This is a genomic window from Rhodococcus sp. ARC_M5 (assembly GCF_022810405.1).
Taxonomy (GTDB): Bacteria; Actinomycetota; Actinomycetes; order Mycobacteriales; family Mycobacteriaceae; genus Rhodococcoides; species Rhodococcoides navarretei.
This window is the reverse complement of the sequence record NZ_JALGQE010000009.1, coordinates 147,338-171,108: the sequence shown is the minus strand read 5'-3', so window position 1 is coordinate 171,108 and position 23,771 is coordinate 147,338. Positions and strand designations below refer to the sequence as shown.

The window sequence follows — 23,771 nt, the reverse complement described above, 5'->3', positions numbered from 1 at the left end:
TCCTTTTCGCTATCGGACGACGATGCGTTCGGCGCGCATCGCATCTTTGACCTGGCCGATGGTGAGATCTCCGAAATGGAAGACACTCGCGGCGAGGACGGCGTCGGCACCCGCCTGAACAGCAGGCGGAAAATGCTCCACGACGCCTGCTCCACCGCTGGCAATCACCGGCACGTGCACCGCAGACCGCACGGCAGCGATCATCGGTAGATCGAATCCGGCTTTCGTTCCGTCGGCATCCATCGAGTTGAGCAGGATCTCCCCGACACCCAGCTCTGCACCACGAACCGCCCATTCGACCGCGTCGATGCCGGTGCCACGTTTGCCACCGTGAGTGGTGACCTCCCATCCCGACGGGGTGTCCTGCTGTCCGTCGGGAACTGTTCTGGCGTCGACCGAGAGCACGATGCACTGTGAGCCGAACCGTTCGCTGAGCTCGCGCAGCAACTCCGGCCGGGCGATCGCAGCGGTGTTGACACTGACCTTGTCCGCACCGGCTCGCAACAGTCGATCCACATCGGCGACGGTGCGCACTCCCCCGCCGACGGTGAGCGGGATGAACACCTGCTCGGCGGTGCGGCTGACGACGTCGAGCATCGTGCCTCGGTCCGACGTCGACGCGGTGACGTCGAGGAAGGTCAGTTCGTCGGCACCCTGCGCGTCGTAGGCGGCCGCAAGCTCCACCGGATCGCCTGCGTCGCGGAGGTTTTCGAAGTTCACTCCCTTGACGACGCGCCCGGCGTCGACGTCGAGGCACGGAATCACTCTGACCGCGACGCTCATCGCCCAGGTCCTTCCAGGTAGTCGACGGGATCACCGAGTTCGGTGATCACCTTCAGCAACTCGTCGTGCACTCCCGGCCCGGCTGCCAGCACGGACGGCGAATCGACGGTCCACGGTTCGCCCGTCAGATCGGTGACGATTCCGCCCGCCGCGCGCACCAGCAGTGCGCCTGCCGCGTTGTCCCAGGCACGGTGACCGAACACCACCGCGCCGCCGAGAACTCCGCTGGCCGTGTAGGCCAGATCGACTCCGGTTGCACCGTGCATCCGCAGTCGTGAGGAGTGCATCGACAACTCTTCGAGAATACGGAATCGGAACCGACCCGGCAGCGAACCGCGACTGGCGACGTTGAACGCACCGAACCCGATCATGGATTCACGCAACATCTTCGGCTGCAGCGCCGGAAGCGCGACGCCGTTGAGCAACAGCGGACCGCCTGCCACAGCGGCGAAACGCTGATCCACCAGGGGCAGCCAGGTGAGTCCGAGGACCGGCTCACCGTCGTCGAGCAGCGCCAACAACGTTCCGGCCGAGGGCAATCCCGACGAGTAGTTGAAGGTGCCGTCGATCGGGTCGAGCACCCAGACGAGTCCGGAGTTCAGGTCCGGTCCTCCGAACTCCTCACCGTGAACGGCGATTCCGGTGGCCTCGTGCAATTCCGCACCGAGCCGACGCTCGAGTTCGAGGTCCACAGCGGTGGCAAAATCATCGGGGCCCTTCTGCACTGCGCTCGGTGCGCCGACGCCCGCGACGAACCGATCGTGGATGCCGTCGAGCAGACCACCGGCGATCTCCAGTAGACGAGTCGGTTCCTCGGGAAGGGTCATTCCTGGGTTACCGAGACACCGCAGCGAGGGCGTCTGGAAGCGTGAAACGTCCCGCGTACAGGGCCTTTCCGACAATGGAACCTTCGACACCGCGGTCGACCAGTCCGGCGATCGCTTCCAGATCCGCAATCGTGGACACGCCGCCCGACGCGATGACCGGCTTGTCCGTCTTGGCACAGACGTCGGCGAGCAGTTCCAGGTTGGGCCCGGTCAACGTGCCGTCCTTGGTGACATCGGTGACCACGTAGCGCGAACACCCGTCGCGCTCGAGCCGCTCGAGAACCTCCCACAGGTCGCCGCCGTCACTGACCCAGCCGCGCCCGCGCAAACGCGGTGCTCCGTCCACGATCAACACGTCCAGACCGACGGCGACGCGATCACCGAACTCGCCGATCGCGCGGGAGCACCACTGCGGATCCTCGAGGGCTGCGGTGCCGAGATTGACTCGCGCGCACCCGGTCGCGAGTGCAGCGCGCAGCGACTCGTCGTCACGAATTCCGCCCGAGAGCTCCACCTTGACATCGAGCTCGCCGACGACCGACGCCAGAAGCTCGCGGTTGGATCCGCGTCCGAACGCAGCATCGAGGTCCACGAGATGCACCCACTCGGCTCCGTCGTTCTGCCACGCGAGGGCGGCATCGCGAGGCGACCCGTACTTCGTTTCGCTTCCTGCTTCTCCTTGAACGAGACGGACAGCTTCGCCGCCTGCGACATCGACAGCAGGCAATAAGACCAGGCTCACGTGCGGTTATGCTACGGGCCGAGCGGGCGTGAACTCAAAACGGGTCGCCGGGAGTGGAGCCTGCGGGAACGACCCATCGATCTGGGAGTGGAGCCTGCAGGAACGGCGGGTCAATCCTCCGGGCCGAGTTCCCGGCGCGTGATGCGAGTGGACACAACTCCCATTGCCGCGATCGCTCCGATCACACCGGCCAACGCGATGATCAGGGCCACCCCGGCGCTCGGGCGCAGAAGTGCTATTGCAGCCGTGGCGAGGGCCAGCACGACCACGGCCGCGCCCAACGCCTTGAAAGCCAACCGGCCGAGCGAGAACTCGCGGTCGCTCACACCGATCGAACCCAGTTCTCCAGAAGTGCGGCACCTGCGTCACCGGACTTCTCCGGGTGGAACTGAGTGGCCGAGAGTGCACCGTTCTCGACCGCGGCGAGGAACCGTCCGCCGTGGTCGGCCCAGGTGAGCAATGGGGCGGCGATGGTGTCGCTGGGTTCGAGTTCCCACTGTTGTGCGGCGTAGGAGTGGACGAAGTAGAACCGGGTCTCGGGATCGATGCCGTCGAACAGCACGCTCTTCTCCGGGGCCTCGACGGTGTTCCACCCCATGTGCGGCAGCACCTCGGCCTGCAGCCGCTCGACCGTTCCCGGCCACTCCCCACACCCGTTCGCCTCGACACCGAACTCGACCCCGCGATCGAACAGGATCTGCATCCCGACACAGATGCCCAGCACGGGTCGTCCGCCGGCCAGACGTCGACCGATGATGCGGTCGCCCTTCACCGCCAGCAGACCTTCCATGCAGGCGGCGAACGCTCCGACACCGGGAACGACCAGTGCTTCTGCATTCAGGGCCTCGTCGAAGTCCGAGGTCACGGTCACGTCGGCACCGACCCGGGCGAGTGCCCTCTTCGCCGAGTGCAGATTGCCCGAGCCGTAATCGAGCAACACCACAGAAGTCATGCGGGAAGTCTATCGGGGCGTGGTCTCGCGACGAGCGCCACCGCCGCGACGGCGACAACCGTGGCTGCGGCTGCGGTGAATCCCGCGGTGTACCCCACACTGGTCGCCAGGACGCCGAGGGCAAGCGCGCCCGCCCCCGTACCGGCGTCGAAACTGATGTTCCAGACGGCGCTTGCGCTGCTGTAGCGGGAGGGTCCGGCTGCGTCGAACGCCATCACGAGACTGTCGTTCTGGCATGCTCCGTACCCGACTCCGAACAGGACGGCTGCGACGAAGAACAGCGCCGCCGGCATGTTGCCGAGCGCAGCGAGCGCGAACAGAGCGATGCCGATGGCCGCCGACACCAGTGCCGGAACCACAGAACGCCCGATTCCTACTCGATCCGCCACCGACCCCGCGGCGTAACGCCCGACGAGCATCGCTGCGCTGACGACGGCCAGTGCGAGGCCGATCATCGCGGCTCGGTTCGACTCGGCGATCGGCAGCAAACTGGTGATTCCGCCGTACGCAGCGGACACCGAGGCCACGACGAGACAAGGCACCAGAAATTGGCGTTTGTCGAGGCGAACCCGCTCGAGCTTGGGCGGCTGCGGCGCGGGCCGTGTGGGTGGCAACAGCGCGACGCCGATCAGGCCTGCTGCGGGCACCAGTGCACCGAGTACGAATACGGCCGTCGGACTCGCCGCGAAGATCACCAGGCCCAGTGGCAGAGTGACCATCTGAGCCAAGGCGACGGCGATACCCTGCGCCCCCGTCGCCCGGCCGAGCAACGCTGTCGGAGCGAGCTCGGCGACGATCGCGGCGCCGGCGACGGTCAACATTCCGAAACCTGTACCCCGCAAGGCGGACACGGCCAACGCCGGTACGGCTTCGACCGAGACGATGAACAACAGCGCAGGCATTCCGAGAAGCAGGCAGCCCGCTCCGAGAACTGCGCGGTGGCCGACTCGCATCAGCATTCGTGGCACGAACAGCTGCGTGATCACCGTGGTGGTCATGAAGATCGCGGTGCTGGCAGCCGCCACTGCGTCGGACGCCCCGGACTGGGACACGGCGAGGGGAACCACCGGAAGCAGCAAACCCCAGCCGCCGAACGAGGCCGCGCCCATGGCCATCGCGGCCGGCAGACCACGGATGGAGCTCAGGCCACTCAAAGCACGAGCGCCGATCGACCGATCACAGACTTCCCTTGGTGGACAGCACACCGTTGACGCGAGGGTCGTACTCGGTGGCCTGACGCAGTGCCCGAGCGACTGCCTTGAACTCGGCTTCGGTGATGTGATGCTGATCGCGGCCGTAGATCACCCGGACGTGCAGTGCGATCCGAGCGTTCGACGCCAGCGTCTCGAACACGTGCTTGTTGATCACCGTGGAGTACGGAACGCCCGGGTAGCCGCCGATGACGGAGTGCACCATGTAGTCGGGCTCACCGGTGTGTACGCAGTACGGACGGCCGGACACGTCGACGGCGGCGTGCACGAGCGTTTCGTCCATCGGAATGAACGAGTCGCCGAACCGGGTGATGCCGGCCTTGTCGCCGAGGGCCTGACCGAGCGCCTGGCCGAGCACGATCGCAGTGTCCTCGACGGTGTGGTGCGCCTCGATCTCGATGTCGCCCTTCGCGCGCACCGTCAGGTCGAAACGAGCGTGGGTACCGAGCGCGGTGAGCATGTGGTCGTAGAACGGAACGCCGGTGGAGATGTCGACGATTCCGGTGCCGTCGAGGTTCAACTCGACCGAGATGTCGGATTCCTTGGTGGTGCGCTCGATCTTGGCAATACGGGGAGCGGGTGTGGTCACTTCGGTGCCTCTGCTGTTTCGGTCGATGCAAGTTGTGCGCTGACGGTGAGGAATCGGTCGTTCTCGTGCGCCAGTCCGATGGTGACGCGTAGATATCCGGGAATTCCGACGTCCCGGATGAGCACGCCGTCGTCCAGGTACCGCCGCCAGGTGGCGGCCGCATCGGAGAACCGGCCGAAAAGCAGGAAGTTGGCGTCGGACGGCACCACGTCGTAGCCCTGGCGGCCGAGAGACGCTGCCACCCGATCTCGTTCGGCGGAGAGTTCGGCCACGCTCCCGAGAGTGTCCGAGGCATGCCGCAACGCTGCTCGCGCAGCGGCCTGCGTGACGACCGACAGGTGATAGGGCAAGCGCACCAACAGCATTGCGTCGACGACGGCCGGGGCGGCCACCAGATATCCCAGCCGACCGCCGGCGAACGCGAACGCCTTGCTCATGGTTCGGCTGACCACGATCTTGCTGGGGTAACTCTCGATCAAACCGATCGCGCTTGCCGCCGAGGAGAATTCCGCGTAGGCCTCGTCGACCACCACGATTCCCGGCGCGGCGTCGAGGATTCGGCGCAGATCCGCCTCGTCGATGCTGTGGCCCGTCGGATTGTTGGGGCTGGTGACGAACACGACGTCGGGCTTACGCTCCTCGATCGCCTGCACCGCGTACTCGACGTCGAGCGAGAAATCTGCCCGACGCTTCGCCGGGATCCATTCGGTCTGCGTCCCCGAAGAAATGATCGGGTGCATCGAGTACGACGGCACGAAGCCCAGTGCGGTGCGATCCGGTCCCCCGAACGCCTGCAGCAACTGCTGCAGAATCTCGTTGGAGCCGTTGGCCGCCCACACGTTGGCAGTGTCGACCGAGAAACCTGTCTGCTCGGTCAGATAGCGCGCGAGGTCTGCTCGCAACTCGTCCGCATCGCGATCCGGGTAGCGGTGCAGCTGACCGGCCGCGACGCGAACGGAGTCGGCCACATCGTCGATCAACGCCTGGGTCGGCGGGTGCGGATTCTCGTTGGTGTTCAGCTGGACCGGCACGGTGAGCTGCGGGGCTCCGTACGGCGACTTGCCGATCAGCGCCTCGCGCAGCGGGAGGTCGTCGAGCGAGATCGACTGCCCCAGAGCATCGGTCATGATGGATCACCGGTACGCAGCCCCTCGAACCGGAGCCGCACCGCTTCGCCGTGGGCCGGCAGATCCTCTGCGTTGGCCAGCGCGATGACATGCGCTGCAACGTCTTTCAGAGCGGACTCGCTGTAGTCCACCACGTGGATGCCGCGCAGGAACGTCTGCACGCTCAGGCCGGACGAGTGCCGTGCGCATCCGGCCGTCGGGAGCACGTGGTTGGAACCGGCGCAGTAGTCACCGAGGCTCACCGGTGACCACGCACCGACGAACACGGCACCGGCACTGCGTACCCGAGCTGCGTCGTCGGAGGCGTCCTTCGTCTGGATCTCGAGGTGCTCGGCGGCGTAGGCGTTGACCACAGCCAAGCCTTGCGTGACGTCGTCGACCAGCACGATGCCGGACTGGCTCCCGTTCAGCGCGGTCGCCACACGCTTTGCATGTCGCGTCGATGCCATCTGTGCGTTGACGGCCTGATCCACGGCATCGGCGAGTTCGATGCTGTCGGTGACCAACACGCTGGCCGCCATCACGTCGTGTTCGGCCTGGCTGATGAGGTCCGCTGCCACGTGAATCGGGTCCGCGGTGGCGTCGGCGAGAATCGCGATCTCGGTGGGGCCCGCTTCGGAGTCGATTCCGACGAGCGAGCGACACAGACGCTTCGCGGCCGTGACGTAGATGTTGCCGGGACCGGTGATCAGGTCGACCGGAGCCAGCTCGCCGCCGTCGGTGTCGACGCCGCCGTAGGTGAGGAGAGCCACACCCTGGCCGCCGCCGACCGCCCAGACCTCGTCGACGCCGAGCAGCTGCGCCGCAGCAAGGATGGTGGGGTGAGGCAGTCCGCCGAAGTTCTTCTGCGGCGGCGAGGCCACCACCAGGGAGCCGACGCCTGCAATCTGTGCGGGCACGACGTTCATCACCACCGACGATGGGTACACGGCGTTGCCGCCGGGCACGTACAGACCGACGCGATCGACCGGGATCCAGCGTTCGGTGACGGTGCCGCCGGGTACCACCTGGGTGGTGTGGTCGGTTCGGCGCTGGTCCGAGTGCACGAGGCGGGTTCGTTCGATCGCGGCCTCGAGGGCGGCTCTGACGTCGGAGTCGAGCTCGGCGAGGGCCTTGACCAGCGCTTCCTGCGGGACGCGAATGCGGTCCGGCCGGACGCCGTCGAACTTCTCACTGAACTCGAGCGCAGCGTCGGTGCCACGTTCCTTGACGGCCTCGACGACGGGTCGAACCTGATGCAGCACCGAATCGACATCCACTCCGCCTCGGGGAAGTGCGCCGCGTAGTTCGGCGGTGGATGGAGTTCGTCCGCGTAGATCGACGCGGGCGAGCTCGATGCGGGCAGGCATAATGGGCCCCTTCGTGGAGTCGGTTCGGTGCCGGGGTTCGGTCGAATCAGTGTTGTCCGAACACCCAGGATAGTTCCACCGAATTCGGCTCAGCCCCGCACGTCCCACAGATGATGGACAGGGTCGTGAATGTAGTAGGCGGCGAGTGATTCGACCGAGAAGTTCGACCCGTCGCTTCGTCGACCGGTCCGCTGCCGATTCCCCGGCGGAACGGCAGCGAAATCGTCGGCGAGGGCGCGTGCGGCGTCACCGAGTTCCGATGCGACTGTCGCGGGATTCTGTGCGTTGTAGTTCTCGGCCAGCGCGGTGGCATCCTGATCCCAGTTCGCGAACTCGGGATCGTCCTCGGTCAACACCAGTGCCAGCCGGGTGCGGAAGATGAGGTGCGCGTCACGTACGTGCGCGGCATATTTGAGCGCAGACCACGTCGAGTCGTCGGGGCGGACTGCAACGTCGTCCCGCCGCAGAACGGCATGCCATCGCTCGATGTCGGCGCGGATCAGGTCCGGGATGTCGTCGTAATCGACGGCACTCGAGTCGAACCCGCAGTCCGGGCACGCTCGCTCGAGTACCCAGGTCCAGTTCTTGGTGTCGGGATCGATGGGCATGCCGGTCAGAATAGATCAGGGCAACTCACCTGAGTGTCCACAATTCGCGTCGGAGACATCCGATTCGGCGTCCGAACGCGAATTGTGGACAGCGAGTGCTGTCGCTACGGCCGTCAGGCGTAGCGGGCGGCCAAGTTGTGCAGAGTGCTCTTGATTCCCTGCGCGTTCTTCTGCGGCATCTTGAACAGCTCGAGCACCTTCGGGACCTTGGCGGTGCCGTACTTGAAGCTCTCGGTGACCGTGGTCAGCCCCGGCTGCTTCTCCTCGAACTCCCAACGCCAGCTGTGTCCCATCGGGTGCTGCCACTCGACGACCTTGTGCTTGTCGGCGTCGACGAACTCGGTGACGGTGCTGGTGATTTTGTAGGGCACGCCGTATTGCTTCATGCCGACAGAGAATTTCGCACCGGTGCTGAGTCGAGCGGGACCGCGGACGGTGTCCTTGACCGTCCCTGAGCCGTCGAGCTCGCCGTGCCTGGTGGGATCGGCCACGATGTCGAACAGTTCGGACGCCGGTGCCCGCACTTCGGTCTGGCGGGTGACCTGCTGAGGGCCGGTGTCGATACTTCTGATGTCTGCCATCTCGGTGGCCTACCCTGCCGCGGCACGTTCGACACCTACGGCCGGACCGAATCGGAGTTGACGGCCGTAGTTCAATGAACGCATGTCCTGGTCAGTGTGGCTCGCCTTTCTCGGTGCGAGCATCGTCATCAGCCTCTCCCCCGGTGCCGGTGCCATCGCGTCGATGTCCACCGGGCTCCGCTACGGCCTGCGTCGCGGATACTGGAACATCTTCGGTCTGCAGATCGGTTTGCTCCTGCAGATCGGCATCGTCGCCGTCGGACTGGGTGCAGTCCTGGCCAGCTCGGCCCTCGCATTCACTGCCATCAAGTGGTTCGGTGTTGCGTACCTGGTCTACCTGGGCATCCGGCAGTGGCGTGCAGCCCCGACCGATGTCGCCGACGCCCCGGCAGTGGCCGATCGCGGAACGACGATGCTGGCCCGAGGATTCCTGGTCAACGCCAGCAACCCGAAGGCCGTCGTGTTCATGGTCGCCGTCCTTCCCCAGTTCCTCGATCCAGCGCGACCGCTGCTCACTCAGTACCTCGTGATCGCGGCCACGATGGTCGCGGTCGACATGCTGGTGATGACCGGATACACCTCGCTGGCATCGCGGGTTCTGCGGCTGATGAAATCGCAGCGTCAACAGAAGACGATGAATCGCACGTTCGCCGGGATGTTTTTCGCTGCGGCAACGTTTCTCGCGACCGTTCGGCGCGTGACGCCGTGAGGAAGTACCGCGTGATCATGAAGAATGCCCTCGGCGGCGACCCGATTCCGCTGGGATTGTTCGACACTCTGCTCGAGGCCAACACCTGGATCCAGGATGTCGGCAAGCGGGATGAACATGAACTCGGTACCTACACGGTGGAAGTGGAAGCGGCGGAGTGAGTGGACGGTGCCCGTGTTCGAGTGGCGACACGTTCGACGCATGCTGTGAGCCGTATCTGCGCGGGGATGCGAGCGCGCCGACGGCGGAGAAGCTGATGCGATCTCGGTTCACCGCGTTCGCTGTCGCAGATGTGGACTATCTCCGCGCGTCGTGGCATCCCGACACCGCGCCGGCCGAGCTGGAGTTGGACTCCGATCAGCGGTGGTATCGACTCGACATTCTCGCAACCGACGCCGGTGGATTGTTCGACGACGCGGGAACCGTCGAGTTCCGAGCTCGATACAAGCATCCCGACGGGGCCGGCTCGATGAGTGAGGTGAGCCGCTTCGTCCGAGTGGACGGCCGGTGGCTCTACCTCGACGGGATCGTCTCGGCCTAGAGGTTGCGCAGCTTGGTCGGCCGGTTGCTCGCCGTGCGACGCGCTTCCTGCTTCTCCTTGATCCGCTCGGCGTCCTTGCGCACCTGGGTCTGCGTGCGACGCTCGCGAACGAGCCACTGCGGCGGGCTCGCGATGAGCTCGTCGATGGCTTCGGTGGTCAGCGCTTCGGTGACGCCTCCGCGGGCCAGTCCTGCGATGGACACGCCGAGCTTCTTCGCGATGACGTCGCGCGGGAAGGGGCCGTTGGTCTGCAGTTCGGTGAGCCACTGCGGCGGATCGCTGCGCAGTGCGTCCAAGTCGGACCTGCTGACCATCGAGTTCTGAAACTCTTCGGGCGCTGCGGGAAGGTAGATGCCGAGCTTGTTCGCCGCGGTCAATGGCTTCATGGTCTGCTGCTTGTTCTCCGGGCTCACCGGAACAGCTTATCCGGCCATGGGAGCTCTCGACGCCACGGTCGCTCGCGGCCCACGTCGTCCCATAGGCTCGACACCGTGAACATCGATGTGCAGACACTGCGCTGGTACGCGGCGGTGGCGCAGCAACTGCATTTCGCGCGCGCCGCTCAGTCGCTCGGAATCTCGCGGATCCGCCTGAGCAAGACGGTCGTGGAACTCGAAGAACAGCTCGGCGTCGACCTGTTCGTACCGGGGGCATCCCCCACCGAGCTCACCGCGGACGGCCGCGACCTGCTCGAGCGGGCGCTGGTGGAGATTGCCGAGGACGATCGACTGTCGGAGCTCGCACAGGTTGCCGCAGCGGAGCCGACGACGTTCACCATCGGATACGCCGAGGGAGTGACGACGACGAAGTGGACGCGGATCTGGGCGGAGCGGTTCCCCGACGCCGCGCTGTCCGTGGTCGCGACGACGCCCCAGACACAGGTGTCTGCGCTGCACGACGGCACGGTCGACGTCAGTTTCGTTCGTCCGCCGATCGATCGCGAGGGCCTCAACGCCATCGGTCTCTATCAGGAAGTGCAGGTCGTGGTGGTTCCGAAGGACCACGCGGTCGCTGCGTTCGATTCGGTCACCGCAGCCGATCTCGCCGACGAACATCTGCTGGCCGATCCCGCGACGGTGCCCGAATGGGCAGCGGTCGCAACGGAACTCGTGGTCGGCAATCGCCCGGAACTTCCGCCGATGAATTCCGTCGCGGAGACGTTCGAGTACGTGGCCGCCGGGCTGGGAGTGGCGATCGTGCCCCACTCGGTCGCCCGGTTCAACGCCCGTAAGGACCTCGTCTACCGCCCGGTGACCGACGTCGAGCAGTCACAGATTGCACTGGCCTGGGTAGCCGAACGCGAGGACGACCGTATCGAGGACTTCATCGGCATCGTCCGCGGCCGCTCGACCCGCAGCTCACGCGGACCCTCGGACGAGGCACCGGTCAAGAAGAAGAAAGCGCACCCCTCGAAACCTGCTCGCCCGGTTGCCAAGACGAAGACCAATACCCGACGCAGCGGGAAACGTCGCTGACGTCTGCATCTCGCGCGGCCCCAATCCATGAGAACGTGTGTTCGAAAGTTTGTCGGTGGGTCGCGATAGATTCTGTTCATGCTTTCGGGGGACGGCGGATCAGGGGTGGACGGCATCGAGACGGTGCCGCCCGCCCCTGAGGTGTCCGATCCCGAGCTGTCGGTGTTGGTCGACGCCGTGGAGTCCGCGGTCGCGGAGCTGGCGGAACAGGCGTCGGTGTCGTGGACCAACGCCGACCGGCGTGCGGTGATCCAGCGGATGGAAACGCTCACCCGATCGGTGACCGCGTACTCGCACACCTGGCTCAACGAGCTGATCGCTCAACACGGCCTCGATGTGTATCCGGGGTCGGTGCCGTGCTCGGTGGCATGGATGCTGCGCATCACCCCACGAACAGCAGGAGCACGAGTGCGACTGGCTGCCGAATTGGGTGACCGCACCGCACTCTCGGGCGAGGTTCTGCCGCCGTTGCTGCCGCACACCGCCGACGCATTACGGGCCGGGTTGCTCGACGCCCAGCACGTGCAGATGATCCGCGAATTCTTCAAGCACTTGCCTGCCAGTGTGGATCCGCAGACCCGCGATCTCGCCGAACAGCAATTGGTGGGCTTCGCGTCGACCAGGCGGCCCGACGACTTCGCGCCGTTGGTGGCGAACCTGGACTCGATTCTCAACCCCGACGGCGATCACGACGAGGACGAGGACGAGGACGGTAAGCCCAAGCCACGCAAGCGACGCGATGCCTTCTTCTACCTCGGCGAACAAGGTACAGACGGCATGTCGGAAGGCAAATTCTGCGTCGACCCCGAACTCCGCGCCTACCTAGAAGCCCTGTTCTCCAAAGCCGCTAAGCCGGGGGTGAACAACCCGGCCGACCCGACATCGGTCGTCCACGACGAGACCAGCAGCGATGAGACCAGCAGCGGCAGCGACGAGAAGGGCGGAAGCAGGAGTCGCGGGAACGGTAGCGGCACAGCGCCTAAGCCCGAGCCCAGCGATGCCAGTTCCAGTGATGCCGGCCTGTGGCACAGCAACAACTGTGGCAGCGACGGCGACTGCGGCGACAGTGAGTGCGACTGCGACGACAACTGCTGCGATGAGGGCAACTGTGGTGATGAAGGCAACTGTCGCGACTGTGGTTGCGGCACAGAGCCAGATCGTTCCGACGACACCGCCGCAACCGACACCGACACCGACACCGACACCGACGATGCACCGGACCGCACTGCCCCCGGTAGCGACGAACCGGATACTGCGGTGCCGGATACTGCGGTGCCGGATACTGCAGCGCGGGATGCCGCCGCCGCACGTGATGTCCGCACCCAGAACGAACGCTGTCACGACGCCCTGAAACTGGCGCTCCGACACACCCTCGCCTCCGGCACCCTCGGCACCCACCGAGGCCTACCCGTCACCGCCATCGTCACCATGACCCTGAAAGACCTCGAAGCCGGCTGCGGGTACGCGAAGACCGCCACCGGATCACGCGTATCGATCCGCGACGCCATCCGCATGGCTTCCCACGCCCACCACTACCTGACCATCTTCGACGACCACGGCAGAGCCCTCTACCTCGGCCGATCGAAACGCATCGCCTCCGCCGACCAACGCATCGTGCTCATCGCCCGCGACCGCGGCTGCAGCTTCCCCTCCTGCACCCGCCCCGCAACCTGGTGCCAAGCCCATCATGTGACCGACTGGGTCGACGGCGGTTTCACCGACATCGACGGATTGACCTTCGGCTGCGACATGCACCACGCACTCGTCGGCACCGGACCGAACACATGGGCCACCACCAAAACCACAGCAACACATCGCTATCCAGGCCGCACCCTCTGGCACCCACCCACCGGAATGGACCCGCGCAGGCGCGGGCTGATCAACCACGCACACCACCCCGAGGAAGTCCTGTACCCACCCGACCACCACGACGACCCCGGGGACGAAGAACCACGACAACCCGCCTGACGACCCACACCAGTGTCATGGCACAGCCCTGCCTACACCCGCGTCGGAATGCTTCAGCGAACCGAGTGACGCTGTCGATTGTGAATCAGAACAGCTACTCCGAGTCCCACCGACATCAACAGGAGCGGTGCGGCGATGGCAAGGGAAGCGTCGATGGCCAAGAACAGAATGAGCAGCAACGCTGCAGCCAGGAAATACACTGCTGCGAAACGTGGAGTCCACAGGACGGAGTCCATTCCCACCTCCCTTGCGCGTACGAACTGCTTGTCGTTACCGAAGGTAACTGAAAGGAGCCGGGCGCACTAGAGGCCCAGGCCCCGCAGTCTGTCGATCTCACGACGATCGCGCTTGGTCGGTCTCCCTGCCCCTCGATCACGCCTCGGTACGGAGGCCAGAACTTCTTTCGGTGGCGGCGGTGGACTGCGATCGATCATACACTCGGGCACGACGGATGCGCCGACGCGCTTGGTGATCGCTCGCACCACCACGACGATCTTCTCCACACCCTCGACCCGAAGCCGGATTTCGTCGTCCGGACCGATGCGATGGCCGGGCTTGGCAGGGGTGCCGTTGACGCGGACGTGCCCGCCGCGGCAGGCAGCAGCAGCGGCAGACCGCGTCTTGAACAACCGGACCGCCCAGATCCAACTGTCGAGACGGACACTCTGAACTTCCATTTTCGAACGAATTTCCTCACATTGCGAGGCTCGACTACATGTCCAGGCCGAGATCGAGCACTGTCACCGAGTGTGTCAGACCGCCCACCGCGAGGAAGTCGACCCCCGTGCGCGCGTAGTCCCGTGCCACATCGACGGTCAGCCCGCCCGAGGATTCCAACTTCGTCTGCGGTGCGGCCGTATCGCGACGTTGCACGGCCATCTGCGTCTGCCACAGCGCGAAGTTGTCCAGCAGAACCAGTTCGACGTTCTCCGCCAGCACCTGGTCGAGTTGCTCGAGGCTGTCGACCTCGACCTCGCAGGCGATGTCGGGGGCAGCAGCGCGCACCGCGTTCAGGGCAGCAACGACCGAACCCGCCGCAGCGACGTGATTGTCCTTGATCAGCGCGGCATCGCCGAGACCCATCCGATGATTGACACCGCCACCTGCGCGCACTGCGTACTTCTGCAGAGAACGCATCCCCGGCAATGTCTTTCGACTGTCCCGGATCTTGCACTCGGTGTCGGCGACCTCGGCGACCCAGCCTGCGGTTGCGGTGGCGATCCCCGAGAGATGGCAGACGATGTTGAGCATGGTGCGTTCGGCGGTGAGCAAACCCCGAGTCGGAGCCTCGACCGTCAGAACAGCGTGTCCCGGCTCGACATCGGATCCGTCTTGGAGGCGATGCACGACGGAGTACCCGTCGGTTCCGATCACCTCGTCGAGAACCAGGAGTCCGATATCGATCCCGGCGATCGTGCCGAACTGGCGCGAGACCACCGAGGCCGTGGCAACAGCAGACTCGGGAACCGTTGCCAGCGTGGTGATGTCGGGTCCGTACCGCAGGTCCTCGTCGAGCGCGGTCCGGATCAGAGCGAGTACCTCGGCGCGATCGACGCCCGGGTTCACCTCGTTCGGGGTATCGGTCATGTCAGCGTGCTCCCGTCATCACATCGTCGTTCACGATCGCCAACCGTCCGTCGAGATCTCGTTCGATGAACAGGCTTCGGCGTTGCGCCGGTACGCTACCCGGGACATCGCGTCGGGTATGGCACCCTCTGCTCTCACGGCGCTCCGACGCGGCCAGCACGATCACTTCCGCCGCAGCGGTCAACGCGGCGTCCTCGACTGCAGACGCATCCACGGGCGGTTCCGATACCACTCCGTGCGACAGAATACGTTGCGCTGCATCAAGACCCGTTGCATCTCGCACGACGCCGACCTCGGCGGTCATGGTGCGCTGCAGCACCGCGCGGTCGATATGGCGATACGTGGGCAATGCGACATCCGAAATGTTGCTGGTTCGGCCGACCCGTTCGGCTGCCACGTGCGCCGCACGCTCACCGACGACGAGACCCTCGAGCAGACTGTTCGATGCCAACCTGTTGGCACCGTGCAAGCCGGTGCGCGCCACTTCGCCTGCGGCGAGCAAACCGGGAACCGACGTGCGCCCGGATGTATCCGTCGCCACGCCCCCGCACGAGTAATGCGCTGCGGGTGCCACCGGAATCAGGTCCGTCGCGGGGTCGATTCCGGCCTCGAGGCACGATGCCGTCACGGTCGGAAACCGCTCGCGCACATGCTCGACGCGGCGGGCGTCCAGCAGTACATGGTCGTCACCGCTGGCATGCAGCAATTCGGCGATGGCGCGGGACACCACGTCACGTGGCGCAAGATCACCGAGCGGATGCACGCCCTCCATGAACGCACGACCGGTGCGATCGACCAGGCGGGCTCCTTCGCCCCGCACTGCCTCGCTGATCAACGGACGGCGGCCCGTGGACCCGGCGGCGAACAACACGGTCGGATGGAACTGCACGAATTCCAGATCCGCGATCCGGGCACCGGCGTCGAGTGCGAGCGCAATGCCGTCGGCCGTCGCGCCCGACGGGTTGGTACTGCACGAGAAGAGTTGTCCCAGTCCACCGGTGGCGAGCAGCACCGTCGGGCAATGAACGACGCCGATGCCGCGAGGTCCGCGCACGAGGAGACCGACGACCTCGCCGTCGGTGGTCAGTACCCGCAGCGCGGTCGTGTCGAACTGCACCGTGGGCACGGAGGCGTCCAACGTGCGCTGTACCTCGGCCCCGGTGGCGTCTCCGCCGGCGTGAATGATGCGTCGAACGCTGTGACCGCCCTCGCGGGTCCGCGCAACCGCGCCGTCCGCCGCCAGGTCGAACTGTGCGCCCGCAGCTTCGAGCGAAGTGATCGCCGCGCGGCCGCCGGAGACGATCGAGCGAACCGCGTCCTCGTCGCACAAGCCGGCACCGGCAACGCAGGTGTCGGCCACATGAGATTCGATCGAATCCTCGAGTTCGGGACCGACGACCGCGATCCCGCCCTGGGCGTACTGAGTCGCCGTATCGGCGGAACGTCCCTTGCTCACGGTCAGCACCCGCAGGCCGCGGGCCGTCGCGGTGCGGGCCGCGGTGAGTCCGGCGATTCCGCCACCGATTACGACGAGATCAGCCGCGGTCTCCCACGCGACCGTTGGGGTCACTCGCCGCCGCCGGGGGTACCGATCTCGATCATCCGCTGCACCGACTTGCTCGCGATGTTCGCGGTCTCGGGGTCGACGTGTACTTCGTCCCGCCCTTCGACGAGGCAGCGCAGCAGGGCCGCAGGGGTGATCATCTTCATGTAGCCGCACGATGCGCGGTCGTTGACGGCGAGGAAGTCGACGTCTGGTGCCGCCATCCGCAGCTGGTGCAGCATGCCGATCTCGGTCGCGACCAGGACCTGCTTGGACGCGGTGGTGCGGGCGGCGTCGAGCATGCCGCCGGTGGAGAGAATCTTGACCTTGTCGGCGGGTACGAATCCTTCGCCTGCGAGATACAGAGCCGATGTGGCGCAACCGCATTCGGGATGAACGTACAGCTCTGCATCGGGGTGGGTGCGAGACTTCTCGGCCAACTCGTCGCCGTTGATTCCGGCGTGCACGTGGCATTCTCCGGCCCAGATGTGCAGGTTCTCGCGCCCGGTGACGCGCTTGACGTGCGCGCCGAGGAACTGATCGGGCAGGAACAGGATGTCGCGGCCCGGATCGATCGACTCGACGACCTCGACGGCGTTCGACGAGGTGCAGCAGATGTCGGTCAGCGCTTTGATCTCGGCGGTGGTGTTGACGTAGGAGACGACGACGGCCTCCGGGAAGTCGGCCTTCCATTCGAGGAGTTGATCCGCGGTGATGGAATCTGCGAGCGAGCAGCCGGCGCGCTGATCCGGGATCAACACCGTCTTCTGCGGGCTCAGGATCTTCGCCGTCTCGGCCATGAAGTGGACGCCGCAGAACACGATGGTGTCCTCGGACACCTCGGCGGCGATGCGAGAGAGCGCGAGAGAGTCACCGACATGATCGGCGACGTCCTGGATCGCAGGTAGTTGGTAGTTGTGCGCGAGCAGCGTCGCACCGCGCAGATCGGCGAGCCGTCGAACCTCGGCGGCCCATTCCGGTGTCGGCTCGACTCCCCCGTAGCCACCGGCTCCGTCGACGATGTCGCGAACTCCGGCGAATGCCGAGTCCAGGATGTTCACCCGGGTAGCGCTGCTGGTCATGACGGTTCTCCTTCACCGATCATCCGGTCGTCGGTGACCGAATTTCCTCCGAGGGAGTTTTCGACCTATGATCGAAAACATGATTCATCGTAGCACCGTCCACGAAGTGCTCATTGCGGTGTTCCAAGTTCGAGCCTTTTCCGACCCCGACTCCCCGGAACTTGCGGTGCTGCTGTGGCAGCGTGCACTCGATCCCGAGGCCGGAACGTGGTCGCTACCCGGCGGCACTCTGCGCGACGACGAGAACCTCGCGACATCCGCACGTCGCCAACTCGCCGAGAAGGTCGACGTGCGCTCGGTGGCGCATCTCGAACAACTGTCGATATTCAGCGAACCCGACCGGGTTCCCGGGGACCGGCGCATCGCGTCGACCTTCCTCGGCCTGGTACCGATCTCGACAGAGCCGACACTACCCGGGGACACCACGTGGCACCCTGTCTCGGCCCTGCCCCCCATGTCGTTCGATCACGGAACAGTCGTCGCTCACGCGAGACACCGATTGGTCGCGAAACTCTCGTACACCAATATCGGCTTCGCACTCGCGCCGGTCGAGTTCTCGATCTCCTCGCTGCGCGAAATCTATGGTGCTGCACTGGGTTATCAGGTGGATGCCACCAACCTGCAGCGCGTGTTGAGCCGACGCGGCGTCATCGAACCCACCGGACGACGAGCGCCGTCGGGCAAGGCCGGTGGCAGGCCGCCGGCTCTGTTCCGCTTCGCCGACAACAGCATTCGAGTCACCGACGAGTTCGCCGCATTACGCCCGCCACAGGCGTGAACGACTGCTGTCAGTCGGCTCGATTCGAGTCGAACGACGGTGGCGGTGGGAAGAACTCGACCTCCGGATCGTCCGGGTCGGGATCGGCGTGTTGCAGATTGTCGTTGGGGTTCATCGCCGCCAGCAGCAGGATCACCAGCGATGCCGTCAGCGCCTGAACGATCAACACCAGCGGAGTCTCGATACTGGGCGCAACGGTGACGATGGACCCGACTGCAGGGTCGGTGGCCTTCGGAAATCGAAGTGCGGCAATCCCGTTCCCCACCAGGATCGCCGCGACCGAGCCGACGAGAGCGCCGACGAAGACGGCACCGAACAGCCGCGGCCCTCGCTCCGACCGCCACAGCCACCACCCGATCGGGAGAAGGATTCCCAGGGCCAAGGACACGAACGAGAACAACGCGAGGCCGTCGAAGCGGTGCAGACTTTCCCCGGTCAGGGCCGACCCGCGGTCCTGCGCCACCACGAGCAAGTGCTGCGCCGGTGCCAGGAACCCCCACAGCATCCCGCCCAGAGCCGACGCTGCCACCGACATTCCGACAACCATCGACAGCACGCGGACAGTGCTGCTCCGCGGTGGGTCTTCCACAACTTCCGACATAACGCCCTAGCGCCTACCCGTCGCGGCCGAATCGACTAGGCCGTGACGAGAGCACACCGACGTCCACCCGTCGGGAACGATCTGCACCACCATGCGGCGACCGCACTCGGCGCAGAACCGCGGCGGCTCCAACCCGAGGCGGACGGCTACCGACAACGAATCCGCACCCACCTCGGCTCGGGCGTCGACAGGCCGACCGGTGTACGGGTCGTAGTGGATCTCGCTCGTCATTCGACCCACCCTAATACGCCCATCAGATAGTCGAGCCGAGCGCTTTGATCGGCATCCGAAGCTCCCCGAGAAGATCGAGATCCTGTTCTGCCGGACGACCGAGCGTCGTCAGGTAGTTGCCGACGATGACCGCGTTGATACCGCCGAGAATTCCCTTCTCGGCACCGAGATCACCGAGAGTGATCTCGCGGCCGCCGGCGAACCTCAGAATCGTGCGTGGCAGAGCGAGACGAAACGCGGCGACGGCTCGCAGAGCATCGGATGCGGGCAGCACATCGAGGTCTCCGAACGGGGTTCCCGGTCTGGGATTGAGAAAGTTGAGGGGCACCTCGTCGGGCTCGAGTGCGGTGAGGTCGGCTGCGAACTCGGCCCGTTGTTCGAGTGTCTCCCCCATGCCGAGGATTCCGCCGCAGCACACCTCCATTCCTGCCTCGCGCACCATCCGCAGCGTGTTCCACCGTTCCTCCCACGTATGGGTGGTCACCACGTTCGGAAAATACGAGCGGGAGGTCTCGAGGTTGTGGTTGTAGCGATGCACGCCCATCGCCGCGAGCTGACCGACCTGATCCTGATCGAGCATGCCCAGCGAGCAGGCGATATCGATCTCCACCTCGTTCCGGATGGCGTCGATTCCGGCGGCAACCTGCGCGAGCAGCCGGGCGTCGGGTCCGCGCACCGCCGCCACGATGCAGAATTCCGTCGCTCCGGTCTTCGCGGTCTGCTTCGCTGCCTCGACCAGCGACGGGATATCGAGCCACGCAGCACGAACCGGGGAAGCGAAAAGCCCTGACTGCGAACAGAAGTGGCAGTCCTCGGGGCATCCGCCGGTTTTGAGGCTGACGATTCCCTCGACCTCGACCTCGGGCCCGCACCACTTCATCCGCACCTCGTGGGCCAACAACATCGTCTCTTCGAGACGGTCGTCGCCGAGTTCGAGAACCTCGAGAACCTGAGATCGATCGAGCGCGATGCCGTCGTCGAGCACCTGTGTACGCGCCGTGCGCAAAATGTCCATTCCGGTCCCCTCGTAGTCGAACGGCATCGTCATTGAACACCGTTCAAGTTGAACGGTGTTCACGTTAGGCACCACGCTCGGCTACTGTCAAAGCGACGAGGCGTCGAACGAAGGAGGGATGCAGTGCAACTGAACAGGCAGGACGTCCTGGACGGCGCGATCGCCATTCTCGACGAGTACGGCCTGGCAGACCTGACGATGCGGCGTCTGGCAACATCCCTGCACGTGCAGCCGGGCGCGCTGTACTGGCACTTTCCCAACAAGCAGACGCTGCTCGGTGCCATCGCCGACCACATACTCTCCGGGGCCGATGCACCGCCCACCGAGGACTCGTGGGACACCCAGATCGGGCAGATCGCCCACCGACTGCGCGACGCCCTACTGTCCCGACGCGACGGTGCCGAACTGGTCGCCGCAACCTACGCGTCGAGGCTGACCACCAACCACATTCGCGAACGAATCGCTGCCGTGTGCATTCGAGCGGGACTCCCGCGTCGCGATGCGGAACTCACCGCCGACACGTTGCTGTATTACATACTCGGCCAGACCGTGGACGAGCAGGCGCGGCTCCAGATGGACTCCGTGGGAGCCCTCACCCCCGACGCGTCTCCGCTGTTCGAGAGCCCCGACCCGACGAGCAGATTCGAATTCGGACTGCAACTCTTTCTCGACGGAGTACGCCACACCGCCGCGGACCGCATCCGCCACTAGTCGATCAGAATTCCTCGAAGACGATGCGCTCGCTCCCGTTGTCCAGGGTCATGGTGCCGTCGTCCCGAGACCACTGTGGTGTGGAGGTCAGGAACGCCGACAGCCACCGGTCCTGCCCCATCAGCGCCTCCGGGCAGGCCATCCGCGTCGACCCGAGAGAATCGATGGTGATCCGGCCCTGCGAGGTGTCCACGGTGCCGAACAATCTGTTGCACCCGGCCTCGGCCGAGATTCGGTCGTCGACGAATTCGAGCTTGACGGTCGTTCCGGCGACCGGCGTGTAGGAGTCTGGTGCGTCGATCGACGAGTAGGTCTTGTCGGCCGGGAACTCGCCGTACGAGTCGGCACACGCCGACGCCACCGCGCTCGCACCGAATGCGAGAGCGACCAGAGCGCGCCGCGCGTCAGCCACCGAAGATCGGCCCCAGACCGGCCGCACCGGCATTTCCGCGGGACGCGAACGGGTTGTCGTGCACCATGTACGTCCAGGTCGACGTCGGTCGACGCAAGCCGGCTTCGTCCAGATCGATTCCGTCCGAGGTGATCTCGGCCGACTCGAACGTAGCGTGCGAGAGATCCATCGCCTTGGAGGCGACCGTCTTGAATGCCTCGACCGCGATCCGGTGATACTCGTCCAGCGGATTTTCGCGACCCAGCGCGCGCAGGTGAATGCTCTCGCGCACATCGGCGAGGTGCGCCAGGTAGTCCGACCACGACCGATCGAGGTGGTAAAGGACGATCTGGCGGGCGACCTCGACCAGAGTCTCCTCGGATACGGTCTCGCGCAATTCCTTCGAGCGCGTCGGTGCGTGCTGCTCGAGCAACGTCAACGCCTCGTCGGAGTCGAGCAGGGTGGCCCTGCGGCGATCCAGGATCTCACGATGCTGAGCCGTCAGCTGGTTGTAACGCCACGTGCGCGAGTGTATTTCGAGCATCTGCCCCTCGGCGATGCGTTGCGCATGGTCGACGCGGTCGGCCGCAGCAGACGAGGTGAACATTCCGCTCTCGTCGATGCCCTTCGGGGCATCCTTGTCGCCGATGTTGTTCTTGACGACGTCGTCCTCCCAGCTGCCGAAGAACAGCGAGCGCCCGGGATCTCCCTGCCGACCCGCTCGTCCTCGAAGCTGGTTGTCGAGTCGCTCGGTGGTGTGGCGACCGGTGCCGAGAACGTACAGTCCACCGAGCTCGGCGATTCGTTCGCGATCGGCACCGTCGGGACCGCCGAGCTTGATGTCGGTTCCGCGACCGGCGATCTGCGTCGATACCGTCACCGCGCCGTGTACACCCGCCGCGGCGATGACCGCCGCTTCCTCGGCGTCGTTCTTGGCGTTGAGCACCACCACCTCCACGCCCGACGCGACGAGCGTCTCGGCGAGCGCTTCGGACTCGGCGACATCGTGGGTCCCGATGAGAACAGGCTGACCGGTCTCGTGAATCTCTTTTACCTGCAGGGCAATTGCTGCATTCTTGTGCTCGGTCGTGTCGTACACGCGGTCCGGCTCATCGACGCGCACCGTCGGCACATTGGGCGCGATGACCGAGACCCCGAGACCGTAGAACGTGCGAAGCTGCTCCCCCGCCGCCATGGCCGTACCGGTCATACCGCACACCGTGGCGTACCGATTGATCAATGCCTGCACGGTGATCGTGTCGAGAATTTCCCCGGTCTCGGTGGGGGCGAGGCCTTCCTTGATCTCGACCGCGGCCTGCAACCCGTCCGGCCAGCGCTGTAGTTCGGCCACGCGGCCACGCGAGGCGTTGATCAGCTGCACCCGTCCGTCACGGACGATGTAATCGACGTCGCGCTGCACCAACACCTGGGCGTGCAGCGCCACGTTGACCGCCACCAACGTCGTTCCGACGTGATGCTCGGCGTACAGGTCGATGCCGCCGAGCTCCTTCTCGATCCGCAGCGCTCCCTCGTCGGTGAGGAACACGTTGCGCCCTTCGGCATCGGTGTCGAAATGAGCACCCCTGTCCAACAACCGGACTGCGTCCATGACCGTCGACGTCGAGACGTCGCCGGAGACCGAACCGGCCAACACCAGCGGAACGAGCGCCTCGTCGACCAGCACGGAATCGGCCTCGTCGATCAGGGCAACGTCCGGCACGGGAGCGACCAGATCGTCTCGGTCGTTCACCAGATGATCACGCAGAACGTCGAAACCGATCTCGTTGACCGAGGCATAGGTGATGTCGCAGCCATAGGCGGCGCGACGCTCCTGTGCTGTCGACGACTCGCCGATGGAACCGACGGTGATGCCGAGGGACTCGAACAGCGGCTGCATCCATGTCGCGTCACGTTGCGCGAGAAAGTCGTTGACCGAGATGACATGCACCGCACGCCCGGACAACACGTATCCGACGGCAGCGATGGCACCGGCCAACGTCTTGCCCTCGCCGGTCGCCATTTCCACCACGTCGCCCGCGAGCAAGCGCACGGCACCGTGCAGCTGCACATCGAAGGGCCGGAGCTTCAGGGCACGCTCGCTCGCCTCGCGCGTCAGCGCCAGATACCGCGGAACGTCGAGGCGCGCAGCATTCTCGACGCGCAGCGCGGTCGCCTCGGTCACCAATTCGCTCTCGGTCAGAGCAGCTGCCCACTCCGCATGCTCCTGGGCTCGGTCGACGCGCTGACGCGAGGTGCTCTGCGCCTTCTGCGCAGAGCGGCCGAGTACACGCCAGAATCGGTCGGAGCCCAAAGCCATCTGTTATCCCTACCTGAGAAAGAAGAACCGTTCCGTCCCACAGTACCGAGTGC

At 65.5% G+C, this 23,771-nt stretch carries 29 protein-coding genes; 7 read left to right on the top strand and 22 right to left on the bottom strand.

The window, feature by feature from the left end:
* Positions 1-9: 9 nt before the first annotated feature.
* The 11 genes from hisF to MTX34_RS15965 all read right to left on the bottom strand — a co-directional run bounded on the left by hisF (position 10) and on the right by MTX34_RS15965 (position 8,769).
* Entirely contained in the window at positions 10-783 is a 774-nt protein-coding gene (gene hisF, locus MTX34_RS16015) for an imidazole glycerol phosphate synthase subunit HisF (RefSeq protein WP_243594942.1), read from the bottom strand.
* Entirely contained in the window at positions 780-1,610 is an 831-nt protein-coding gene (locus tag MTX34_RS16010; RefSeq protein ID WP_243594943.1) for an inositol monophosphatase family protein, read from the bottom strand. The genes hisF and MTX34_RS16010 overlap by 4 nt, the downstream gene beginning before the upstream one ends.
* Positions 1,611-1,617: 7 nt before the next feature.
* Positions 1,618-2,352, bottom strand: coding sequence for a bifunctional 1-(5-phosphoribosyl)-5-((5-phosphoribosylamino)methylideneamino)imidazole-4-carboxamide isomerase/phosphoribosylanthranilate isomerase PriA (gene priA, locus MTX34_RS16005; RefSeq protein ID WP_008715867.1), 735 nt, complete (start codon positions 2,350-2,352; stop codon positions 1,618-1,620).
* A gap of 110 nt (positions 2,353-2,462) precedes the next feature.
* Positions 2,463-2,678, bottom strand: coding sequence for a hypothetical protein (locus tag MTX34_RS16000; RefSeq protein WP_243594945.1), 216 nt, complete (start codon positions 2,676-2,678; stop codon positions 2,463-2,465).
* Positions 2,675-3,304 carry an imidazole glycerol phosphate synthase subunit HisH gene (gene hisH / locus MTX34_RS15995; RefSeq protein WP_037192708.1) on the bottom strand — a complete coding sequence of 210 codons (630 nt, stop codon included), beginning with the start codon at positions 3,302-3,304 and terminating at the stop codon, positions 2,675-2,677. Before hisH ends, MTX34_RS16000 begins: the two co-directional genes overlap by 4 nt.
* Positions 3,301-4,419 (bottom strand): MFS transporter, encoded by a 1,119-nt coding sequence (locus MTX34_RS15990; protein ID WP_243595092.1) that lies wholly within the window; start codon positions 4,417-4,419, stop codon positions 3,301-3,303. Before MTX34_RS15990 ends, hisH begins: the two co-directional genes overlap by 4 nt.
* 61 nt (positions 4,420-4,480) lie before the next feature.
* Positions 4,481-5,104, bottom strand: a complete 624-nt coding sequence (hisB, locus tag MTX34_RS15985) for an imidazoleglycerol-phosphate dehydratase HisB (RefSeq protein ID WP_243594946.1) — start codon at positions 5,102-5,104, stop codon at positions 4,481-4,483.
* Positions 5,101-6,231 carry a histidinol-phosphate transaminase gene (locus MTX34_RS15980; protein ID WP_243610004.1) on the bottom strand — a complete coding sequence of 377 codons (1,131 nt, stop codon included), beginning with the start codon at positions 6,229-6,231 and terminating at the stop codon, positions 5,101-5,103. Before MTX34_RS15980 ends, hisB begins: the two co-directional genes overlap by 4 nt.
* A complete protein-coding gene (gene hisD / locus MTX34_RS15975; RefSeq protein ID WP_243610003.1) occupies positions 6,228-7,580 on the bottom strand; it encodes a histidinol dehydrogenase in 1,353 nt (450 codons plus the stop codon). Before hisD ends, MTX34_RS15980 begins: the two co-directional genes overlap by 4 nt.
* 89 nt (positions 7,581-7,669) lie before the next feature.
* Entirely contained in the window at positions 7,670-8,188 is a 519-nt protein-coding gene (locus tag MTX34_RS15970) for a DinB family protein (RefSeq protein WP_243610002.1), read from the bottom strand.
* A gap of 113 nt (positions 8,189-8,301) precedes the next feature.
* Positions 8,302-8,769, bottom strand: coding sequence for an SRPBCC family protein (locus MTX34_RS15965; protein WP_243594950.1), 468 nt, complete (start codon positions 8,767-8,769; stop codon positions 8,302-8,304).
* 82 nt (positions 8,770-8,851) lie between these two features.
* On the opposite strand from MTX34_RS15965, the gene rhtB reads away from it, so the two are divergent.
* The 3 genes from rhtB to MTX34_RS15950 are packed head-to-tail and all read left to right on the top strand — an operon-like array spanning position 8,852 to position 10,019.
* Complete coding sequence (gene rhtB, locus MTX34_RS15960; protein WP_243594951.1) at positions 8,852-9,478, top strand: homoserine/homoserine lactone efflux protein; 627 nt, start codon at positions 8,852-8,854, stop codon at positions 9,476-9,478.
* An 11-nt stretch (positions 9,479-9,489) separates the two neighbouring features.
* On the top strand, positions 9,490-9,639 hold the full coding sequence (locus MTX34_RS15955) for a hypothetical protein (RefSeq protein WP_155289322.1): 150 nt from the start codon (positions 9,490-9,492) through the stop codon (positions 9,637-9,639).
* On the top strand, positions 9,636-10,019 hold the full coding sequence (locus MTX34_RS15950; RefSeq protein WP_243594952.1) for a YchJ family protein: 384 nt from the start codon (positions 9,636-9,638) through the stop codon (positions 10,017-10,019). The genes MTX34_RS15955 and MTX34_RS15950 overlap by 4 nt, the downstream gene beginning before the upstream one ends.
* Here MTX34_RS15950 and MTX34_RS15945 read toward each other — a convergent pair.
* Positions 10,016-10,432 (bottom strand): DUF5997 family protein, encoded by a 417-nt coding sequence (locus MTX34_RS15945; RefSeq protein WP_374639782.1) that lies wholly within the window; start codon positions 10,430-10,432, stop codon positions 10,016-10,018. The two genes, MTX34_RS15950 and MTX34_RS15945, sit on opposite strands and share 4 nt — an antisense overlap.
* A 78-nt stretch (positions 10,433-10,510) precedes the next feature.
* Here MTX34_RS15945 and MTX34_RS15940 point away from each other — a divergent pair, with 78 nt between their 5' ends.
* Entirely contained in the window at positions 10,511-11,494 is a 984-nt protein-coding gene (locus tag MTX34_RS15940) for a LysR family transcriptional regulator (protein WP_243610001.1), read from the top strand.
* A 78-nt stretch (positions 11,495-11,572) separates the two neighbouring features.
* On the top strand, positions 11,573-13,462 hold the full coding sequence (locus tag MTX34_RS15935; RefSeq protein ID WP_243610000.1) for an HNH endonuclease signature motif containing protein: 1,890 nt from the start codon (positions 11,573-11,575) through the stop codon (positions 13,460-13,462).
* A 53-nt stretch (positions 13,463-13,515) separates the two neighbouring features.
* On the opposite strand, the gene MTX34_RS15930 is transcribed toward MTX34_RS15935, so the two are convergent.
* From MTX34_RS15930 to nadA, 5 genes are all read right to left on the bottom strand, one after another.
* Positions 13,516-13,698: a hypothetical protein gene (locus MTX34_RS15930; RefSeq protein ID WP_243594955.1), complete on the bottom strand. Its 183-nt coding sequence runs from the start codon at positions 13,696-13,698 to the stop codon at positions 13,516-13,518.
* A gap of 66 nt (positions 13,699-13,764) precedes the next feature.
* Positions 13,765-14,139, bottom strand: a complete 375-nt coding sequence (locus MTX34_RS15925; protein ID WP_243594956.1) for an RNA-binding S4 domain-containing protein — start codon at positions 14,137-14,139, stop codon at positions 13,765-13,767.
* 34 nt (positions 14,140-14,173) lie between these two features.
* Entirely contained in the window at positions 14,174-15,049 is an 876-nt protein-coding gene (nadC, locus tag MTX34_RS15920) for a carboxylating nicotinate-nucleotide diphosphorylase (protein WP_243594957.1), read from the bottom strand.
* A 1-nt stretch (position 15,050) separates the two neighbouring features.
* The gene (locus tag MTX34_RS15915) at positions 15,051-16,619 is read right to left on the bottom strand and encodes an L-aspartate oxidase (RefSeq protein WP_243609999.1); all 1,569 of its coding nucleotides are present in this window, start codon (positions 16,617-16,619) and stop codon (positions 15,051-15,053) included.
* Entirely contained in the window at positions 16,616-17,674 is a 1,059-nt protein-coding gene (gene nadA / locus MTX34_RS15910) for a quinolinate synthase NadA (RefSeq protein ID WP_243609998.1), read from the bottom strand. Before nadA ends, MTX34_RS15915 begins: the two co-directional genes overlap by 4 nt.
* 79 nt (positions 17,675-17,753) lie before the next feature.
* Between nadA and MTX34_RS15905 the strand changes: the two genes are divergently transcribed.
* Positions 17,754-18,452, top strand: a complete 699-nt coding sequence (locus MTX34_RS15905; protein WP_279393350.1) for an NUDIX domain-containing protein — start codon at positions 17,754-17,756, stop codon at positions 18,450-18,452.
* Between the two features lie 10 nt (positions 18,453-18,462).
* On the opposite strand, the gene MTX34_RS15900 is transcribed toward MTX34_RS15905, so the two are convergent.
* From MTX34_RS15900 to bioB, 3 genes are read right to left on the bottom strand one after another with little or no spacing between them, the layout of a single operon-like run.
* Positions 18,463-18,999: a DUF2567 domain-containing protein gene (locus MTX34_RS15900; RefSeq protein ID WP_243610049.1), complete on the bottom strand. Its 537-nt coding sequence runs from the start codon at positions 18,997-18,999 to the stop codon at positions 18,463-18,465.
* A 60-nt stretch (positions 19,000-19,059) separates the two neighbouring features.
* Entirely contained in the window at positions 19,060-19,284 is a 225-nt protein-coding gene (locus tag MTX34_RS15895) for a hypothetical protein (RefSeq protein WP_243609997.1), read from the bottom strand.
* A gap of 22 nt (positions 19,285-19,306) precedes the next feature.
* The gene (gene bioB, locus MTX34_RS15890; RefSeq protein ID WP_243610048.1) at positions 19,307-20,326 is read right to left on the bottom strand and encodes a biotin synthase BioB; all 1,020 of its coding nucleotides are present in this window, start codon (positions 20,324-20,326) and stop codon (positions 19,307-19,309) included.
* Positions 20,327-20,422: 96 nt separating this feature from the next.
* On the opposite strand from bioB, the gene MTX34_RS15885 reads away from it, so the two are divergent.
* The gene (locus MTX34_RS15885) at positions 20,423-21,010 is read left to right on the top strand and encodes a TetR/AcrR family transcriptional regulator C-terminal domain-containing protein (protein ID WP_243609996.1); all 588 of its coding nucleotides are present in this window, start codon (positions 20,423-20,425) and stop codon (positions 21,008-21,010) included.
* 4 nt (positions 21,011-21,014) lie between these two features.
* On the opposite strand, the gene MTX34_RS15880 is transcribed toward MTX34_RS15885, so the two are convergent.
* Both MTX34_RS15880 and secA2 read right to left on the bottom strand, forming a co-directional pair.
* On the bottom strand, positions 21,015-21,422 hold the full coding sequence (locus MTX34_RS15880; protein WP_243609995.1) for an META domain-containing protein: 408 nt from the start codon (positions 21,420-21,422) through the stop codon (positions 21,015-21,017).
* A complete protein-coding gene (gene secA2 / locus MTX34_RS15875; RefSeq protein WP_243609994.1) occupies positions 21,415-23,718 on the bottom strand; it encodes an accessory Sec system translocase SecA2 in 2,304 nt (767 codons plus the stop codon). The genes MTX34_RS15880 and secA2 overlap by 8 nt, the downstream gene beginning before the upstream one ends.
* Positions 23,719-23,771: the final 53 nt, after the last annotated feature.

Coding starts and splice junctions, on each gene's coding strand:
- hisF (WP_243594942.1), bottom strand. CDS start 783: ATGAGCGTCGCGGTCAGAGTGATTCCGTGCCTCGACGTCGACGCCGGG.
- MTX34_RS16010 (WP_243594943.1), bottom strand. CDS start 1,610: ATGACCCTTCCCGAGGAACCGACTCGTCTACTGGAGATCGCCGGTGGT.
- hisH (WP_037192708.1), bottom strand. CDS start 3,304: ATGACTTCTGTGGTGTTGCTCGATTACGGCTCGGGCAATCTGCACTCG.
- MTX34_RS15990 (WP_243595092.1), bottom strand. CDS start 4,419: ATGGCCATGGGCGCGGCCTCGTTCGGCGGCTGGGGTTTGCTGCTTCCG.
- MTX34_RS15980 (WP_243610004.1), bottom strand. CDS start 6,231: ATGACCGATGCTCTGGGGCAGTCGATCTCGCTCGACGACCTCCCGCTG.
- hisD (WP_243610003.1), bottom strand. CDS start 7,580: ATGCCTGCCCGCATCGAGCTCGCCCGCGTCGATCTACGCGGACGAACT.
- MTX34_RS15970 (WP_243610002.1), bottom strand. CDS start 8,188: ATGCCCATCGATCCCGACACCAAGAACTGGACCTGGGTACTCGAGCGA.
- MTX34_RS15965 (WP_243594950.1), bottom strand. CDS start 8,769: ATGGCAGACATCAGAAGTATCGACACCGGCCCTCAGCAGGTCACCCGC.
- rhtB (WP_243594951.1), top strand. CDS start 8,852: ATGTCCTGGTCAGTGTGGCTCGCCTTTCTCGGTGCGAGCATCGTCATC.
- MTX34_RS15935 (WP_243610000.1), top strand. CDS start 11,573: ATGCTTTCGGGGGACGGCGGATCAGGGGTGGACGGCATCGAGACGGTG.
- MTX34_RS15930 (WP_243594955.1), bottom strand. CDS start 13,698: ATGGACTCCGTCCTGTGGACTCCACGTTTCGCAGCAGTGTATTTCCTG.
- MTX34_RS15925 (WP_243594956.1), bottom strand. CDS start 14,139: ATGGAAGTTCAGAGTGTCCGTCTCGACAGTTGGATCTGGGCGGTCCGG.
- nadC (WP_243594957.1), bottom strand. CDS start 15,049: ATGACCGATACCCCGAACGAGGTGAACCCGGGCGTCGATCGCGCCGAG.
- nadA (WP_243609998.1), bottom strand. CDS start 17,674: ATGACCAGCAGCGCTACCCGGGTGAACATCCTGGACTCGGCATTCGCC.
- MTX34_RS15905 (WP_279393350.1), top strand. CDS start 17,754: ATGATTCATCGTAGCACCGTCCACGAAGTGCTCATTGCGGTGTTCCAA.
- MTX34_RS15900 (WP_243610049.1), bottom strand. CDS start 18,999: ATGGTTGTCGGAATGTCGGTGGCAGCGTCGGCTCTGGGCGGGATGCTG.
- MTX34_RS15895 (WP_243609997.1), bottom strand. CDS start 19,284: ATGACGAGCGAGATCCACTACGACCCGTACACCGGTCGGCCTGTCGAC.
- bioB (WP_243610048.1), bottom strand. CDS start 20,326: ATGCCGTTCGACTACGAGGGGACCGGAATGGACATTTTGCGCACGGCG.
- secA2 (WP_243609994.1), bottom strand. CDS start 23,718: ATGGCTTTGGGCTCCGACCGATTCTGGCGTGTACTCGGCCGCTCTGCG.